This is a genomic window from Mesorhizobium atlanticum (genome assembly GCF_003289965.1).
Taxonomy (GTDB): Bacteria; Pseudomonadota; Alphaproteobacteria; order Rhizobiales; family Rhizobiaceae; genus Mesorhizobium; species Mesorhizobium atlanticum.
In genome coordinates this window covers 360,734-377,939 of sequence record NZ_QMBQ01000004.1, presented here as the reverse complement: position 1 = coordinate 377,939, position 17,206 = coordinate 360,734, and the positions used below count along the sequence as shown (strand labels likewise).

The 17,206-nt window shown below is 64.8% G+C and carries 17 protein-coding genes; 10 read left to right on the top strand and 7 right to left on the bottom strand.

Going from position 1 to position 17,206, the window contains the following annotated elements; translation table 11 throughout:
* The first annotated feature begins 223 nt into the window (after positions 1-223).
* A complete protein-coding gene (locus tag DPM35_RS15500; protein WP_112128138.1) occupies positions 224-988 on the top strand; it encodes a DeoR/GlpR family DNA-binding transcription regulator in 765 nt (254 codons plus the stop codon).
* Positions 989-1,085: 97 nt separating this feature from the next.
* Here the strand turns inward: DPM35_RS15500 and DPM35_RS15495 are convergent, their stop codons facing one another.
* Together DPM35_RS15495 and DPM35_RS15490 are read right to left on the bottom strand one after the other, a co-directional pair.
* A complete protein-coding gene (locus DPM35_RS15495; protein WP_112128137.1) occupies positions 1,086-2,438 on the bottom strand; it encodes a sensor histidine kinase in 1,353 nt (450 codons plus the stop codon).
* Positions 2,435-3,109, bottom strand: coding sequence for a response regulator transcription factor (locus DPM35_RS15490; protein WP_112128136.1), 675 nt, complete (start codon positions 3,107-3,109; stop codon positions 2,435-2,437). The genes DPM35_RS15495 and DPM35_RS15490 overlap by 4 nt, the downstream gene beginning before the upstream one ends.
* Positions 3,110-3,324: 215 nt before the next feature.
* On the opposite strand from DPM35_RS15490, the gene DPM35_RS15485 reads away from it, so the two are divergent.
* From DPM35_RS15485 to DPM35_RS15445, 9 genes are all read left to right on the top strand, one after another.
* Positions 3,325-3,924 carry a class I SAM-dependent methyltransferase gene (locus DPM35_RS15485; RefSeq protein ID WP_112128494.1) on the top strand — a complete coding sequence of 200 codons (600 nt, stop codon included), beginning with the start codon at positions 3,325-3,327 and terminating at the stop codon, positions 3,922-3,924.
* Entirely contained in the window at positions 3,921-4,538 is a 618-nt protein-coding gene (locus DPM35_RS15480) for a DedA family protein (RefSeq protein ID WP_112128135.1), read from the top strand. Before DPM35_RS15485 ends, DPM35_RS15480 begins: the two co-directional genes overlap by 4 nt.
* 64 nt (positions 4,539-4,602) lie before the next feature.
* Positions 4,603-5,508 (top strand): LysR family transcriptional regulator, encoded by a 906-nt coding sequence (locus tag DPM35_RS15475; protein WP_112128134.1) that lies wholly within the window; start codon positions 4,603-4,605, stop codon positions 5,506-5,508.
* Positions 5,509-5,599: 91 nt separating this feature from the next.
* Positions 5,600-6,445, top strand: coding sequence for a class I SAM-dependent methyltransferase (locus DPM35_RS15470; protein WP_112128493.1), 846 nt, complete (start codon positions 5,600-5,602; stop codon positions 6,443-6,445).
* Positions 6,446-6,658: 213 nt separating this feature from the next.
* Complete coding sequence (locus DPM35_RS15465; RefSeq protein ID WP_112128492.1) at positions 6,659-7,813, top strand: ABC transporter substrate-binding protein; 1,155 nt, start codon at positions 6,659-6,661, stop codon at positions 7,811-7,813.
* A 172-nt stretch (positions 7,814-7,985) separates the two neighbouring features.
* Complete coding sequence (locus tag DPM35_RS15460; RefSeq protein ID WP_112128133.1) at positions 7,986-8,984, top strand: ABC transporter ATP-binding protein; 999 nt, start codon at positions 7,986-7,988, stop codon at positions 8,982-8,984.
* A 61-nt stretch (positions 8,985-9,045) separates the two neighbouring features.
* Complete coding sequence (locus DPM35_RS15455; RefSeq protein WP_112128491.1) at positions 9,046-10,011, top strand: ABC transporter permease; 966 nt, start codon at positions 9,046-9,048, stop codon at positions 10,009-10,011.
* Positions 10,001-10,816 (top strand): ABC transporter permease, encoded by an 816-nt coding sequence (locus tag DPM35_RS15450; RefSeq protein ID WP_040986084.1) that lies wholly within the window; start codon positions 10,001-10,003, stop codon positions 10,814-10,816. The genes DPM35_RS15455 and DPM35_RS15450 overlap by 11 nt, the downstream gene beginning before the upstream one ends.
* 148 nt (positions 10,817-10,964) lie before the next feature.
* Entirely contained in the window at positions 10,965-12,392 is a 1,428-nt protein-coding gene (locus DPM35_RS15445; RefSeq protein ID WP_112128132.1) for a gamma-aminobutyraldehyde dehydrogenase, read from the top strand.
* A 93-nt stretch (positions 12,393-12,485) separates the two neighbouring features.
* On the opposite strand, the gene DPM35_RS15440 is transcribed toward DPM35_RS15445, so the two are convergent.
* The 5 genes from DPM35_RS15440 to DPM35_RS15420 all read right to left on the bottom strand — a co-directional run bounded on the left by DPM35_RS15440 (position 12,486) and on the right by DPM35_RS15420 (position 17,146).
* Positions 12,486-13,895: an FAD-binding oxidoreductase gene (locus DPM35_RS15440; RefSeq protein WP_112128131.1), complete on the bottom strand. Its 1,410-nt coding sequence runs from the start codon at positions 13,893-13,895 to the stop codon at positions 12,486-12,488.
* Between the two features lie 326 nt (positions 13,896-14,221).
* Positions 14,222-14,536, bottom strand: coding sequence for a hypothetical protein (locus DPM35_RS15435; protein WP_112128130.1), 315 nt, complete (start codon positions 14,534-14,536; stop codon positions 14,222-14,224).
* A 42-nt stretch (positions 14,537-14,578) separates the two neighbouring features.
* Complete coding sequence (locus DPM35_RS15430) at positions 14,579-14,941, bottom strand: nuclear transport factor 2 family protein (RefSeq protein ID WP_112128490.1); 363 nt, start codon at positions 14,939-14,941, stop codon at positions 14,579-14,581.
* 79 nt (positions 14,942-15,020) lie between these two features.
* On the bottom strand, positions 15,021-15,494 hold the full coding sequence (locus DPM35_RS15425; protein ID WP_112128489.1) for a carboxymuconolactone decarboxylase family protein: 474 nt from the start codon (positions 15,492-15,494) through the stop codon (positions 15,021-15,023).
* A gap of 98 nt (positions 15,495-15,592) precedes the next feature.
* A complete protein-coding gene (locus DPM35_RS15420) occupies positions 15,593-17,146 on the bottom strand; it encodes an alpha/beta fold hydrolase (RefSeq protein ID WP_112128129.1) in 1,554 nt (517 codons plus the stop codon).
* Positions 17,147-17,206: the final 60 nt, after the last annotated feature.

Genomic DNA, 17,206 nt, shown 5'->3' with positions numbered 1-17,206 from the left:
AGTCTGGTTCACTCCAGACGATCTGTTCACCAGGTTGCGGCTCTGCCATCACCCTCCCTTAGCAGTTCCGAGCCCTTGTGACTTGCAACCACTCTCATGCCGTGGTGGCAGAGCTGTCAATCAAAAGCTGTGACCTTTTTTGGGTGTTTTGCCCGAAAATATAAGCAACTCCTTTCAAAGCGTTGTCAAAGCCTTAAATTCGGTCAAAATCCCGGACATCCACATGATCCATTCGAAACGGCATGGCGAAATCCTGCGGCTCCTCGGCGAGGAGGGCACGATCACCATAGCCAGCCTTGCCGAACGTCTCGGCGTCTCGCAGGAAACGGTGCGGCGCGACGTCAAGCCGCTCGCCGATGACGGATCGGTGCTGAAGATGCACGGCGCGGTCGGCCTTGCCTCGATGGTGGGCGAGGCGCCGTTCGAGCGCCGCATGCGCGAGAATGCCGAAGCCAAGCGCCTGATCGCCAGGATGGTCGCGGCCACGATCCGCGATGGCGAGGCGATCATGCTCGACACCGGCACGACCACATCGTTCCTCGCGCGAGAGCTGCTTGGCCATCGCCGGCTGACGGTGGTCACCAATTCCTCCGACATTGCCCGCACGCTGGCGACGGTGAACGGCAATAAGGTCTATATGGCCGGCGGCGAGCTGCGCAGCGATTCAGGCGCTGCCTTCGGCATTTCCGCGATCGAGTTCGTCAGCCGCTTTTCGGTCGATCATGCGGTGATCTCGATCGGCGCGGTCGACGCCGACGCCGGCCTGACCGACTACGAGCTGGAGGAAGCGGAGTTCGCCCGCATGGTGCTGTCGCGCGGCCAGCGCTCGCTGGTCGTCACCGACCACACCAAGTTCGGCCGCCAGGGGCTGGTCAGGGTTTGCGGCTTCGACGGCTTTTCCGAGCTCGCCACCGACCAGCCGCCGCCGCCCGACATAGCCGCCGCGCTGAGCCGGGCCGGCGCGCGCCTGACCATTGCGACGGCCTGACTCCACCCGGGAAACAGTAAGAGCTACCCGAACAGCGGCCACTTGTGCGCCGCGACGCCGGCCATGGCGCTGGACTGCCGCAGCGACCGACCCGGTGTCAGGCCGGAAAAATCATCCGGAAACAGGCACCGCCGGACTCGCCGTCGAGCACCTCGACCTTGCCGCCATGCAGCTGCATCAGGTCGCGGACAAGGTTGAGGCCGAGGCCGGCGCCGTGATCCTGGGGGTGCAAGCGGTAGAAGGGCTCGAAGATGCGCTCGCGCTCGGACGGCGGCACGCCGCCGCCTTCGTCCAGCACTTCGATCACCGCGGGCGGGCTCACGCTGATGGTGATCCGGCCGGCCTTGCCGCCATGGTCGATCGCGTTCTGGACGAGGTTGGTCACGGCGCGCTCGATCGCCGTGCGGTCGCCGCGCACGATGAGCTTTTCCCGAGCCGGCTCGAACGACATTTCGTAGCCGGCGGCGAAGGCCATCGGCGCCAGGTCGATCACGACGTTGCGCGCGATGGCGACCAGGTCGACCGGCCCGAAATGCTCGGCCTGGCGATCGAGTCGCTGCAGGTCGAGCAACTGGTCGGCAAGCGTCGACAGCCGCGCGGCGTCCTGCAGGAGGCGCGCACGCTCCGGCGTTGCCGGCAGCGCGGCGAGCCGCGTGTTGAGGATGGCGACCGGCGTTCTGAGCTCATGCGCGGCATCGGTCAGGAAGCGCTTGTGCCGCGCGTAACCGGCATCGAGGCGCGACAAGGCCGCGTTGACCGCGTCGACCAGCGGCGTGACTTCCTTCGGCACGCCGTCCAGGGGCAACTGCACGCCGCGTTTGTCGATCTCGATCTGGCCGGCCGCCTTGGCCGCACGCCCGAGACCGGAGAGCGCGCCGCGCACCACCCAGGGAGTCGCAAACAGCGTGGCGAGCGCCATCAGCCCGGCCAGCGGCATTATCCCCCATAGAAAAAGATTTGGCGCCTGTCCAAGCACCCGAAGCAAAGCAAGTTTCCCCTTCGTGCCGCTCATGATCTGGACATTGCCGGCCGCCGTGTCGGTCCAGCGGATCTTGCCGCCCGGCGGCGCGGCCTCGCCGATGGCAAGGTCGATGCGGGCATCGCTGATGTTGTCCAGCAGCCCGACGAAGGGCTGGTAGGCAGCCGGCACCGTCCCTTCCTGAAGCCGGTGCCCTTGCTTGTCGCGGATGATGAACCAGAGATCCGGGACATCCGACCGCAGCTTGGCCAGATCGGAATTTTCCTTGAGCACGAGCGCGCCGTTGGCGTCGCGCGTCACTGCATCCGCCAGCACATCCATCGTGCCGTCCTCATAGTCGTGCGGAATGATCCCGGTGGCGAGCATTGCGCCGATGATGCCGGCGATGATCAGCGTCAGCATCACGCATTGCAGGATGGCGATGCGCAGCACCAGGCTCCATTTCAGCGAACGCGGCCACACGAGGCTCATGTGGTCTCGCGCAGCAGGTAGCCGACACCCCGTATGCCGTTGATGACGACCCCGCTGTCGGCTTCCGTCAGCTTGCGGCGCAGCCGCGAGACATGGGTGTCGAGCGCGTTGGACTGGATCTCGTCGTCCAGCCCGAACACGGCCTCCATCAGGGCTTCGCGCTGCACCATGCGCCCCGTTCGCCGCATCAGCGCTTCCAGCACCAGCAATTCGCGGCGCGGCAGGGCGAGCGGCGCGCCGCGGATCGAGGCCTCGCGGTGGCCGACGTCGAGCGAAAGGTGGCCGGCGCGGATGGTCTGCGTCTCGATCGCCGCCGGGCGTCTCAGCAATGCTCTCAGCCGCGCCAGCAGTTCCTCGAAGGCGAAAGGCTTGGCCAGATAGTCATCGGCGCCCATGTCGAGCCCGTCGACCTTGTCGGCGGTGTCGCCCCGGGCCGTCAGCATCAGCACCGGCGTCGTGTTCCTGGCGGCGCGAAGCTTCGGCACCAGCGTCAGCCCGTCGCCGTCTGGCAACTGCCGGTCGAGCAGGATCGCGTCATAGCCGTCGACGGCGACGAAGCCTTCCGCTTCCAGCAGCGAGCCGGCATGGTCGACCACCATGTCGTGCCGCCTCAGCGCCGCCCGCAGCGCCGAAACCATTTCCGGCTCGTCCTCGACCAGCAGGATACGCATTGAAGACCCCTCACGGTCGCGACTTGTTACAACCTTTTGCCGGCCGGCTACCGCGCGAGGATTGCGTGAACATGGCGCCAGTTCTCGCTGCCGGCGGGGCTTACGCTTTCTTAGCAGGCCCGGCGTTTCGCAATGTCCATGCAATCCAGTCGCTGCAAACAGCGCCTCGTCGAATGCCGGGTGAGCGAATCGCCCGCGCGAGCAACGAGGTCAATATGCCTGCAAATGACGCTTTGTCTTTCCTTATGGCGTGGGTCGCCGCGCCGCTCCGGGTTGCTTCGGTCACACCATCCAGCGCCAGCCTGGCGGCGCTGATGACGCGCGACATCGGCCCGGACACGGGCCCTGTGCTTGAGCTTGGTCCCGGTACCGGACCGTTCACGCGGGCGCTGCTGGCACGCGGCGTCAAGGAAGAGGATTTGACGCTGATCGAGTCGGGCGCCGATTTTGCCGCCTTGCTCAACCAGCGCTTTCCGAAGGCCCGCACGTTCGAGATGGATGCCGCAAGCCTTCGCCATCTGCAGCTTTTCGAGGGTCCGGTCGTTGGCGCCGCGGTCAGCGGTCTGCCCTTCCTGTCGATAGCGCCGCGCAAGGCCCACGCCATTCTCGAAGGCGTCTTCGCCAATCTTCGGCCGGGCGGCGCGTTGTATCAGTTCACCTACGGCAGGCGCTGCCCGATCGACCAATCGGTGCTCGACAGGCTGGATCTGCAAGCCACGCGGGTCGGTCGCACGTTTCGCAATCTTCCGCCTGCCACGGTCTTTCGTATCGTCAGAATCAAAACCACCGAGAGCTACGACTGGCGCTTCGCATGACCGATCCATTGTCCGCGATCACGGGTCTCGGCCTGCTTGGTGTCGCCTGTCTCGCCTTCGCTGAAAAGATCCTGCCCGCGCCGCCGTCGCATGTGCTGCTGCTGTTCCTGGGTATGATCTGGGCTCCGGACATTGCGGCTCTCGGTGTCTTGCTGGCGGCGGCGACTCTTGGATCCATGGCGGGCTGCCTGATCTGGTATGCGATGGGCCGCCGGTTGGGGCCAGAGCGCGCCAATGCATTGGTCGGACGTTTCGGCAGGTACATATTTCTGCGCCAGGCCACCTACGACGGCTTCGCCCGGGCCTATCGCCGCAATCACGTCATGGCGTCGCTCGTCGCTCAGTTCGTGCCCACCGTGCGCAACTATCTGCCCATTCTGGCGGGAGCGCTGCGCCTGCCGGCCTTGCCATTCGCTCTTGCCACGCTGCTTGGCGCAACCCTGTGGAACAGCGGGTTCCTGATCGCGGGCTATTCGATGCGCGACAGCGGCCACGACCTCCTTGCCGTCGCCTTTCGAATCATCACCGTCGTGGTTCTCCTGGAAATGACGGCTTGGCTTGCACTGCGCTATCGGCGCCTGTGGTGGCCACGCTTGGGTTCGGCGCGCGGCTAGGCCCAGACAAAGCGGGCAAGGCTGCCCGCTTTCTTTCCCGCGCGCGCCGGTGTTTAGTCCGGCCATGGCCTTCACCATCCGCCAATTGCAGTTCTTCGTCGCCGTTGCCGAGCAGGGCACGGTCTCGGGCGCCGCGCAGAACCTGTCGATTTCGCAATCCTCGGTCACCGAGGCGATCAAGGAACTGGAGAGCGATCTCGGCGTCGAGCTCTTCGAGCGCCATCCGCGCGGGTTGAACATCACCCACAAGGGCCACCAGTTCCTGCGTCACGCGACCAAGATCCTGGCCGATGTCTCGGATGCGCGCCGTTCTTTCTCCAGCGGGCAGGCCGCCGTGGGCGGCCGCCTGCAGCTCGGCGTCACCTCACTGGTCGCCGGCTATGTTCTGTCGGATCTGCTCGCCCGCTACCGCCGCGCCTATCCCGGCGTCGAGGTCTCCGCCATCGAGGACAATGGCGACTATCTCGAGCATCTTCTGGTCGGCGGCAAGCTCGACATTGCCGTCATGGTCACGTCCAACCTGCGCGACCGCACCGCGCTGCAGTCGGAAATCCTGGAAGTCTCGGCCTATAGGCTGTGGATTCCGCTCAGCCACAGGCTCGCCAGCGCCGACATCATCTCGATCGGCGATATCGCGTCCGAGCCGCTGATCATGCTCACCGTCGACGAGATCGAGGAGAACACCGGCAAGCTGCTGTCGGCGATCGGCGCGAGACCCCATGTCGCCTTCCGCACGCGTTCGGTGGAAGCGGTGCGCAGCCTTGTCGCCACCGGCGCCGGCGTGGCGCTGCTGCCCGACCTCGTCTACCGGCCCTGGTCGCTGGAAGGCGACCGCATCGAATCGCGCGATATTTCCGGCTCGCTGCCGGTCGTCCAGGTCGGCACCGTCTGGCGCCGCGGCTCCGGCCTGCCCCAGGCCGCGCGCGACTTCATCGGCCTTGCGCAGTCGCAGCGCATGGTGCGCCGCTGAAGCAATTCCAGGATAAAGTGTGAAACTGTCGGCTTGAGCTCGTAGAGTGCCGGCAGCGATCGATGAGGGCAAACTGAAAGCGAGGTCCGCCATGCCGCAATCCGCGCAGCCGAACACACAGCAAGCCGCTCTCTGGAACGACGCCAGCGGAAAGGCCTGGGTCGAGATGCAGCCCATCCTTGACGGCATGCTGGCGCCGTTCGCCAGCCTGGTGGTGGATGCCGGCTATCCCGGAAAAGGAGGCAACGTCCTGGACATCGGCTGCGGCGCCGGCGCCACGACCCTGGCGATGGCGCGCCGCGTCGGCAATGACGGCCGATGTGTCGGCCTCGACATCTCGCGGCCGCTTGTCGCCCTGGCCAGGGAGCGTGCGCGATCGGAGGAGGTGGCGAACGCAAATTTTGAGACCGGGGATGCCCAGTCATATGCGTTCGAATCCGGGCGCTTCGATGCCGTTGTCTCGCGATTTGGCGTCATGTTCTTCGACGATCCCGTGGCGGCGTTCACCAACATCAGGCAAGCCGCAAGGCGCGGTGGCAAGCTCGCCTTTGTCGCCTGGCGCGGTCCGCGCGAGAATGATTTCATGACGACCGCCGCGCGAGCGGCCGCGCCGTTCCTGCCGCAAGCACCCGTGCCGGATCCCGAAGCGCCGGGACAGTTTGCCTTTGCCGACGGCGCCAGGGTGAAGCGGATCCTTGAAGCGAGCGGCTGGACGTCGATCAAAGTCGAACAGGCGGACGTCCCGTGTCAGATCGCCGAACGCCATCTGATGACATATGCCACCCGGCTAGGGCCGGTCGGCGCTGCGTTGCGGGAGGTTGACCAGGCAACGGCCGCGAAAATCACCGCGGCCTTGCCTGCTGCATTCGCGCCCTTCGTGGCGGACGGCGAGGCTCGTTTCATTGCCGCCTGTTGGCTGGTCACGGCGTTGGCCTGAAGACGTTTGGTATCGGAAAAACCGATATCGGCTTTCTGATAAATGAATTTGCGAAACCGGATTTTTCACAGCACCTTTCGCTCAGGGAACAAAGCCGCGCCCTGAGAGCGCTGCCGTCGGAGCATGAAGCTCCGACCCTTTGTAGTTTGCGCATGATCCTTTCCGAAAGCCGAACTGGTTTTCGGGGGCATGCGCCAAAATGGGAGATCGATGATGAATGCATTCCTGAAGTCGTGCACGGCGCTGACTGTCGCGCTGACTTTTTCCGGTCAGGCCATGGCCCAGGTCAAGGAACTCGGCAAGGGCGAGGGCGAAGTCAACATCGTTGCCTGGCCGGGTTACATCGAGCGCGGCGAGACCGACAAGAACTATGACTGGGTTACGGCTTTCGAGAAGGAAAGCGGCTGCAAGGTCAACGTCAAGACCGCCAACACCTCGGACGAGATGGTCTCGCTGATGAACGAGGGCGGCTTCGATCTGGTCACTGCTTCGGGCGATGCCTCGCTGCGCCTCGTCGCCGGCAAGCGCGTTCAGCCGATCAACACCGATCTCATCCCGAGCTGGAAGTCGGTTGACGACCGCCTGAAGGACGCTCCCTGGTTCACCGTCGACAAGGTGCATTACGGCGTTCCCTACCAGTGGGGCCCGAATATCCTGATGTACAATACCGACGTCTTCAAGGAAGCGCCCAAGAGCTGGAACGTCGTCTTCGAGGAAATGAAGCTGCCCGACGGCAAGTCGAACAAGGGCCGTGTTCAGGCCTATGACGGTCCGATCCACATCGCGGATGCCGCCAACTATTTGATGTTCCACAAGCCGGAGCTTGGCATCAAGGACCCATACGAGCTCAACGAAGATCAGTACAAGGCGGCGCTCGATCTGTTGCGCACGCAGCGCACGCTGGTCGGCCGCTACTGGCACGATGCCGCGATCCAGGTCGACGACTTCCAGAACGAGGGCGTGGTCGCTTCCGGCTCCTGGCCCTATCAGGTCAACACGCTGGTCGCCGCCAAGAAGCCGGTCGCCTCGACCGTGCCGGAAGAAGGCGTCACCGGCTGGGCCGACACCACAATGATGGAAGCCGACGCCGCCCATCCGAACTGCGCCTATATGTGGCTTGAGCATTCGCTCTCGCCGAAGGTCCAGGGCGACGTTTCGGCCTGGTTCGGCTCGCTGCCGGTCGTGCCCGCCGCCTGCAAGGGCAATGAGCTGCTTGGCGACGAAGGCTGCAAGACCAACGGCTACGACAATTTCGACAAGATCAAGTTCTGGAAGACGCCGGTGTCGAAATGCGCCAGCCAGAACGACCAGTGCGTGCCCTATTACCGCTGGGTGTCGGATTATATCGGCGTCATCGGCGGGCGGTAACGCTCTTTACCCTCCCCCTTTGTGGGGAGGGTCGACGCGTAGCGTCGGGGTGGGGCTGTCTGATCGGTTCGCGCCAGTCACCCCCACCCACGGCTTCGCCGCGACCTCCCCCATCGAGGGGGAGGTAGGGCGTCGCGCATCCTCTCTAAACCGGCAACGAAACGAACAGTCCATGACCTCCGCCGTTTCCTTCAAAAAAGTCTCGCGCCACTTCGGCAGCGTGCGCGCCGTCGACGCGGTCGATCTGGAGATCGCACCGGGTGAGTTCTTCGCCATGCTCGGGCCATCCGGTTCCGGCAAGACGACGTGCCTGAGGCTGATCGCCGGCTTTGAGCAGCCGACGGCGGGTTCGATTTCCATCTTCGGCGAGCGCGCCGAAGGCGTTCCGCCCTATCGCCGCAACGTCAACACCGTCTTCCAGGACTACGCCCTGTTCCCGCATCTCAACGTGCTGGACAATGTCGCTTACGGCCTGATGGTCAAGGGCGTCGGCAAGGCCGAGCGGCTGAAGGCGGCGGAGGAGGCGCTGTCGCTGGTGCGTCTGCCGGGCTACGGCGCGCGCCGCCCCGGCCAGCTCTCCGGCGGCCAGCGCCAGCGCGTCGCGCTCGCCCGCGCGCTGGTCAACCAGCCCAAGGTGTTGCTGCTCGACGAACCGCTCGGCGCGCTCGACCTCAAGCTGCGCGAGAACATGCAGGAGGAATTGAAGTCGCTGCAGAAGGTGCTCGGCATCACCTTCGTCTTCGTCACCCACGACCAGGGCGAGGCGCTTTCCATGGCCGATCGCGTCGCCGTCTTCAACGACGGCAGGATCATGCAGGTCGGCACGCCAGAAGATATCTACCAGCGGCCGAACACGCGCTTCGTCGCCGATTTCGTCGGCTCGTCCAATGTGCTGCCGCCGGATTTCGTCCAGCGCTATTCCGGCCAGCATCGCTGGGGCAGTCTGCGCCCGGAGTCCATCCGCGTCTCCAGCGCGACCAGTGGCGATGGCGTCGCCGCGCGCCTGGTCGGCACCAATTATCTCGGCGCCACCACGAGGCTGGCGCTCGATGCCGATGGGCTGAGACTGCATGCGGTGGTGCCGGCGGGAACATCGCTGCCGCCCGAGGGTGAGGCGGTGATGCTGACCTTCAACCGCGACAGCCTGCATCTGATGGACGAGACGGCATGACGAAGGTTTGCGCGAAGGATCGCGGCGTTTCAGGTAGTCCCCGCGAATGCGCGGTGGCGCCATGACCATCGCCGCTGTTCAATCCAACCCCGCGCCCGCCATCCTGCCCGGCAGCGGCGGCCTGCGCGGCGCGCTCTCCGACCTCTTCTGGCGCCGGCCGAAATTCCTGCTCACGCTGATGCTCGCCCCGCCGCTTCTGTGGCTGGGCATCGTCTATATCGGCTCGCTCTTTGCCCTGCTGGCACAGAGCTTCTTCTCCATCGACGAGTTCTCCGGCCTCATCAACCGCGAGTTCACGCTGAAGACCTATGGCGACCTGTTCCAGGCCGCCAATCTCGACATCATTCTGCGCACGGTGACGATGGCGGCGCTGGTCACGCTTGCCTCCGCGGTCATCGCTTTCCCCATCGCCTACTACGCGGCGCGCTATGCGCGCGGCCGCTGGAAGGCACTGTTCTATCTCGGCGTCATGCTGCCGCTGTGGTCGAGCTACCTGGTCAAGATCTATGCCTGGAAGCTGATCCTCGCCAAGGAAGGCATCCTCACCTGGCTGCTGGCCAAGCTGAACCTGCTCTGGCTGCTCGATGCCTGGCTGTCGCTGCCGGTCGTCGGCGGCAACTCGCTGTCGGTTTCCTTCACGGGCACCTTCATCGTCTTCGTCTATGTCTGGCTGCCCTTCATGATCCTACCGGTGCAGGCCGCGCTCGAGCGCGTGCCCGGCAATCTGGTCGAGGCCTCGTCCGATCTCGGCGCCTCGCCCGGGCAGACCTTCCGCAATGTGCTCTTCCCGTTGGCGCTGCCCGGCATCGTCGCCGGCTCGATCTTCACCTTCTCGCTGACCTTGGGCGACTACATCATCCCGCAGATCATCGGCACCTCGCGCCTCTTCATCGGCCAGGCGGTCTATTCGCAGCAGGGCACGGCCGGCAACATTCCGCTCGCGGCAGCCTTCACCGTGGTGCCCATCGTCATCATGGGCTTCTACCTCTGGGGCGCCAAGCGCATGGGGGCTTTCGATGCGCTCTGATCGTGGTCAACGTGCTCCGCTCGGCCTGAAGATCGCCGCCGCCTGCGGCCTGCTCTTCCTGCACCTGCCGATCCTGCTGATCTTTGTCTATGCCTTCACCACCGAAGAGAAGAGCTTCGTCTGGCCGCCGCCAGGGCTCACCACGCAATGGTTCGCCGTCACCTGGAACCGGCCCGACGTATGGGATGCGCTGTCGCTGTCGGTCCGCGTCGCCGCCATCTCGACGGCGATTGCCCTGGTGCTTGGCACGCTCTGCGCCGCCGCCGTCTCGCAAACGCGCTTCTTCGGCCGCGAAGCCATTTCGTTGCTGGTCATCCTGCCGATCGCGCTGCCCGGCATCATCACCGGCATCGCGCTGCGCTCCGCCTTCGCGCTCGCCGACATTCCGTTCTCGTTCTGGACGATCGTGCTCGGCCACGCCACCTTTTGCGTGGTCGTCGTCTACAACAACGCCGTCGCCCGCTTCCGCCGCACCTCGGGATCGATGATCGAGGCGTCGATGGATCTCGGCGCCGACGGTTTCCAGACCTTCCGGCATGTCGTGCTGCCCAACATCGCAACCGCATTGCTGGCCGGCGGCATGCTTGCCTTCGCGCTGTCCTTCGACGAAGTCATCGTCACCACCTTCACCGCCGGCCAGCAGCAGACGGTGCCGATCTGGATGCTTGAGGAGCTGATCCGCCCGCGCCAGCGCCCAGTCACCAATGTCGTGGCCATGGTGGTCGTGCTGGTGACGCTGCTGCCGATCCTCTTTGCCTATTACCTGACCCGCGACGGCGACCAGATCGCGGGGAGTGGAAAGTAGTGAATAGTGAGTGGTGAATAGTGAATGGTGAATGGCGAATGGTGAATGGTGGATAGAGGAATGGATCGAGGCCGGTCGCTGCCGACTACTGACTACTGACTACTGACTATTCACTATTCACCATTCACTCTCTTCAAGGAGAACCCCAATGGACACCCAGATGCTGATCGGCTCGAAATTCGAGAAGGGCACCGAGACCGAGGAGCCGATCCTCAATCCAAAGACCGGGGCAACCATCCTCAACCTGCCGGAGGCGAGTCCGGCGCAGATCGAAGCGGCAGTTGCTGCGGCCGAACAAGCCTTCGTCAGCTGGTCGCGCACCACGCCGGCGCAGCGCTCCGGCTACCTGCTCAAGATCGCCGATCGCATCGAGGCCGAGGCCAAGGAATTCGCGGCGCTCGAGGCGCTGAATTGCGGCAAGCCGATCAATGCCGTGCTCAATGACGAGATCCCGGCGATTGTCGACTGCTACCGCTTCTTTGCCGGCGCGGTGCGCTCGATGCCCGGCCAGGTGGCGGGCGAATATATTGCTGGCCACACCTCGATGGTACGCCGCGACCCTATCGGCATCGTCGCCTCGATCGCGCCCTGGAACTATCCGATGATGATGATGGCCTGGAAGCTGGCGCCGGCAATCGGGGGCGGCAACACGGTCGTCTTCAAACCCTCGGAACAGACGCCGCTGACATCGCTGAAGCTGGCGAAGATCCTCGCCGAGATCCTGCCCGAGGGCGTCGTCAACGTCGTGCTCGGCCGCGGCGACAGCGTCGGCAACACGCTGATCAACCATCCGAAGGTCAAGATGATCTCGATCACCGGCGACGTCGCCACCGGCAAGAAGGTGCTGCAGGCGGCCGCCAAGTCGGTCAAGCGCACGCATTTGGAGCTCGGCGGCAAGGCGCCCGTCATCGTCTTCGACGACGCCGATCTCGGCGCTGTGGTCAACGGCCTGCGCGCCTTCGGCTATTACAATGCCGGCCAGGACTGCACCGCCGCCTGCCGCATCTATGCCGGCAAGAAGATCTACGACAGGCTCGTCGCCGACCTCTCTTCCGCCGTCTCGACGATCAAATACAACCAGCCGGACGACACCGAGAACGAGATCGGCCCGCTGATCTCGCGCCGCCAGCGCGACCGCGTGTCGAGCTTCGTCGAGCGCGCCTCCGAGCTGAAGCACATCGAGATCACCACCGGCGGCAAGCCGGGCGAGGGCTCCGGTTTCTACTACCAGCCGACGGTCGTCGCCGGCGCGCTGCAGGAAGACGAGATCGTGCGCCGCGAGGTGTTCGGCCCGGTCGTCTCCATCACCCGCTTCTCGGATGTCGACGAGGCGGTGAACTGGGCGAACGACAGCGACTACGGCCTTGCCTCGTCGGTGTGGACCAAGGACGTCGCGCGCGCCATGGCGACCGCCGCCCGCCTGCAATATGGCTGCACCTGGATCAACACGCACTTCATGCTGACCAACGAGATGCCGCATGGCGGCCTGAAACAGTCCGGCTACGGCAAGGACATGTCGCTCTACGCGCTGGAGGACTACACGGCCGTCCGCCATGTGATGGTGGCGCACGGATAGCCCCTTGTGGGAGAGGTCGGATTGCCCGATTTGCCTTCGCAAAATCGGTTGGCAATCCGACCTCGATCCTTGTCTCGCCGGGGCGGCGTAGAACTAAGCCGCCGTCCTTCCCTGCATCTCCGATGCGGCGGGCTTGATGTTCTGGTTGACCCTAAAGATGTTGAACGGGTCATAGATGCGCTTCACCTGGCTAAGCCGCTCGTAGTTCGCGCCGTAGCTCGCCTGCACGCGCGCTTCTCCTTCGTCCTCCATCATGAAATTCACGTAGCCGCCTTCGCCGTTATGGGGATGGATGCTCGCCCAGTAGTTCTTGGCCCATTTGGTGAGGTCGGCGGCCTTGGCCGGATCGGGATCGATGGCGGCGATGACCATCGACCAGGTCGCGTCGCGCGCATTCCATGCCGTCTCGTTCTTGCCGACGCGGCGAACGGCGCCGTCGATCGGGTAAAGATGCATGAGCGACAATTCGCTCGGCGCTTCGGCGGCCTGCGCGATATGGGTGGCGATGGCTTCGTCGGGAAGCGATTTGACGAAATCGCCCTTCCAATACCATTGCAGGCCTTTCGGAAGCAGCGGGTCGAACATTGCCTGCAAGGCCGGGAACGGCATCACGCCCATCCAGTTGAAGATCGGCGGCGGCAGATTGTCGAGCAGCGGCGCCATGGCCTTGCGCCCGTCCTCCTCGCTGCCGTTGTAGCAGGAGATGATGGCGCAGGCGCGCTTGCCCCAATATTCGCGCGGGAAGGGATCGGTCGAGGGAACGGTTTTCAGGCCGACAAAGGCGCCGAGATCCTCAGGTGCCTCCGGCAGATAGTCGCGATAGGTCCGCATCACCGCCGGGGCGTCCTTGGCCTCCCAGAACACCGGGCCGCCGAAGATCATGTTCACGGGGTGGGCCTGGAACAGGAAGCTGGTCACGACGCCGAAATTACCGCCGCCACCACGGAGCGCCCAGAACAAATCGGGGTTCTCGGCTTTGCTGGCGGTCACCACGCTGCCGTCGGCCAGCACCAGATCGGCCTCGACCAGATTGTCGATGGTGAGACCGTATCTGCGCGTGAGATAGCCCGTCCCGCCGCCGAGGGTCAGGCCGGCAACGCCGGTGGTCGAGACGATGCCGGCCGGAACGGCGAGCCCGAAGGGATGGGTGGCATGGTCCACGTCGCCCGACGTGCAACCGGGCCCGACCCTGACGGTGCGTGTTTTCGGATCGACATGGACACCCTTCATCATCGACAGGTCGATGACGAGGCCGTTGTCGCAAATCCCCAATCCGGCGCCGTTGTGGCCTCCGCCGCGCACCGCGATCAGCAGGTCGTTGTCGCGGGCGTATTTCACGGCGGTGATCACGTCGGCGATATCCGCGCAGCGTGCAATCAGCAGCGGGCGCTTTTCGATCATGCCGTTATAGACCTTGCGGGCCTCGTCATAGCCGGCATCGTCGCGCAGGATCACCTCCCCGCGCAGGCTTTCACGCAGTTTTGCATGGGCTTCGTCGGTCATCGGTTTGCTCCCTTGATTGCGCCAGCGCCACAGGGCGTCGACGCGACGCATGTGTTGCTTCGTTTGTTCGCCTCATCGGGCGGATGCGTTGGATGGTGCAGGAAGCGCACAATGCACCAACCTGGCCCCCGCCGCTTCGCCCGAAAGGACCAGCGGGGCATGGCCCGGGAGAGCCATGGCACGGCTGCCAAAGCGGCTGCCATGTCATGGCCGAGGGCCGGTTCCTGATTTGGTCGATCCAAGGCCGAGAAGTGGCAGCCTGCATCGCAGCCACTTCTGCCATCATGCTCGCCGTCGCCTCACGGCCTCGGCTATTCGACGATCAACTATTCCACGATGCGGAAGATCTGCCACTGGCTGGTGCCAGACACCACATAGGGTTCCAGCTCCTTGCCCCACTTGGCGTGCGCTTCGATCTTGGCGATCTTGGCGAAGAACGCTTCCAACTGGGCCATGCTTTCGACCTCGTGGTGGGATTCGATCGTCGCTTCGCGGGCGCCGATCGAGCCGGTCATGAGGCGGAAATTCAAGTCGGCCAGGCCAACCTGCGAGCCGATCTCGCGCTCCCATTTCCGCATCAGCTCAAGTGCGGTCTGCTTGTGACCGAACCTGGCGTCGATCTGCCATCTGGCGCTGAACATCTCGGTGCTCCCTCACGATTGTGTTGATTTGTCCGCGGTCGGCTATTCGTCCCAGGCCTGCACGACGGTCTGCCGCGCGATCAGGCCGTTCTTCAGCTCCAGCATCGCCGCGCAGACCACCTTTGTGCCGTCCGGATAGGCGCAGGCCTGCAGGAAGGCGAGGTTGTCGCCCTCGGCGATGGTGGTGTCGACCTTGTGGGTCATCGCCCGGCTGCAGATATCGTCCCAGAAGGTGCTGATCGCCGCGCGGCCGCGAATCTCGCGTGGCTTGCTCGGCGGGTTGTTGCGGTCGACGACCCGCACCAGCGCATCGTCGGTGTAGAAGCTCGACAGGAGCTTGCCGTCACGACCCTCGATCGCCTTCTTGATCGCCGCGCCGTCCACTGTCTTTGTCTTGGTCAACATCTTTGTCTCCATGGCCCGTTCGATCGGGCGTTCCGTTGCTCGGGACGCAGCCCGACGCGATCGCCGGGCCGCGGGTCTTTCACTGCGACTTCGCCTTGACGGCGGCGAACAGGTCGTCGGTCTGCTTCTTGAATGTGGCGAGGTCGACCTGGCTGCCGTTGAGCATCGTCGACCAGTGGCGCACGATCGCCGCCATCGCGATGGCCTCCTTGATCTCCTCGTCGCTCGCGCCGTTCGCCTTGGCCGCCAGCGTGTGGAAATAGATGCAGTACTGGCAGGGGATCTGCGAGGCGACCGCGAGGCCCATCAACTCCTTGGTCTTGCCGTTGAGGGCGGTGTTCGGATTGAGCTGGACGCCCTTGATCTCGGCCCAGGCGCCGGCCACCGCGACGTCCGGCAGCGTCTTGAACATGTCGGGGACGGTGCCGAGCGTGGCCTGGATGTCCTTGTAGGCGGCGGTTGCCGAAGCGTCTTCGGCCCGCGCCGGGGTGATGGCCAGCAAAGCGCCTGCGGCAAATGCCAGCAATCCGATCTTGCGATTGAGTTTCAGCATTTCATCCTCCATTCGCAGTGCCTTCCTGGCTGCCTGCATGGGGAGAATTGATACCTCCTACGGCCTTCCCACCGCTTCGCCCGAAAGCGCCATGGCTCTCATGGCCCGTCCGGGCCAGCATGTCTGGCCGAGAATGCCGCCGCCGCCGCCCGCGACGGCAGGTCGAGCTTGAGCAAGATGTTGGCGACGTGCCGCTTGACCGTGTGCTCGCTGAGGTCGAGCTCGGCGGCGATCGCGGCATTGCTCTTGCCGTCGGCGATCAGGCTCACCACCTCGCTCTCGCGAGCCGTCAGCGTTGTCGGTTCGGCCGGCTTGGCTTTGGGGCGGCAAGCCGGCTCCAGATGCTGTTCGGCCGTCACCTGCACCAGCGCCAGCGGCTCGTCCAATTCGTCGAGGCCGATGCGGCCGGCATCGGTGAAATGCAGCCCCGAACCCGCTGCCAGGTCGGCGACCAGTCTTGAGCAGAGGATGTGGCCGCGCTCGGCATGGGCGGCAAGCTGCATGGCCACACGCGCTGTCAGCCCCGTCGGCGGTCCGCGTACCTCGATCTCGCCGACATGCACCCCTTGCGCGCTTGCCACACCGATTTCCTGGGCCGCCTCGCGCAGCAGAGCCGCGCAACGCACGGCACGCGCCGGGCCATCGAAGCGCGAGATCATCAGCTCGCCATGCGTGCCGGCGACGCGGCCGCCATGGCGGCCGACCAGCATGCGCCAGTTCTCCTGGAAGCGTAGGCTGCGCTCGCTCCACAAGCGATCGCCAAGCCGCGCGGTGTCATAGATGCGTGTCACCAGAAGTGCTGCTAGCACCCGTTCCACATCGGCCACCGCTGGCTCTCCGGTCAGGAATTCCTCGATCAGGTCGGCCACGCGATCGACGTCGCCGGTCCAGATCGGATGGTCGCGCCCCGAAATCTCGACCAGGCGGGCGCCGGGGATCTTCCTGGCCAGGAAGCGGCTGGCGTCAGGGTCGACTCGGGCGTCGTTGCGGCGATGGATCAGGTATGTCGGCACGCTGATCGTCCCGAGCATGTCGCGCACGTCTATGCCGGCATTCATGCGGGCAAGCGCCGCCGCGGCCGTCGGGCTGGCCGACAGCCGCTCGAACCGGGCCCACCACTGGGCGAAGTGGGTATCGTCGACCCGGCCCGGCGCGAAATTGGGCAAGGTCGCGCCGGTGCCCCAGGACGTCTCCGCCGTCTCGATGAAGGCTTCCAGCCGTTCCGGCGGCATTACCCATTTGTGGAAATGCGCATAGCCGCCGTAGAGCACCAGCGCCCGCGTCCGCTCCGGATAGGCGGCGGCGAACAGCATCGCCATCGGCGCGCCTTCCGAGGCACCGAGGATCGCGGCGCGGCCGCTGCCGGTGGCGTCCATCACGGCGCGCACGTCGTCCATGCGCGTCTCGAGGCTGGGCAAATGGTGGGTGTCGACGCGGTCGGAAAGCCCGGTGCCGCGCTTGTCGAACAGGATCAGGCGCGAGAAGGCGGAGAGCCGTTTCAAGAGGCGGCTGTAGCCTTCGTCTTCCCAATGCAGGTCGAGATTGGAGATGAAACCCGGTACGAAGACGAGGTCGAAAGAGCCCTGGCCGATCACCTGATAGGCGATCCGCACATCCCCGCTACGGGCGTATCTGGTCTCGATCGGCCTCACGCAAACTACCCCGCCGGCCAGACGATTTCCTGTCGCCAACCATAGCAGAGCCGCGCCGAT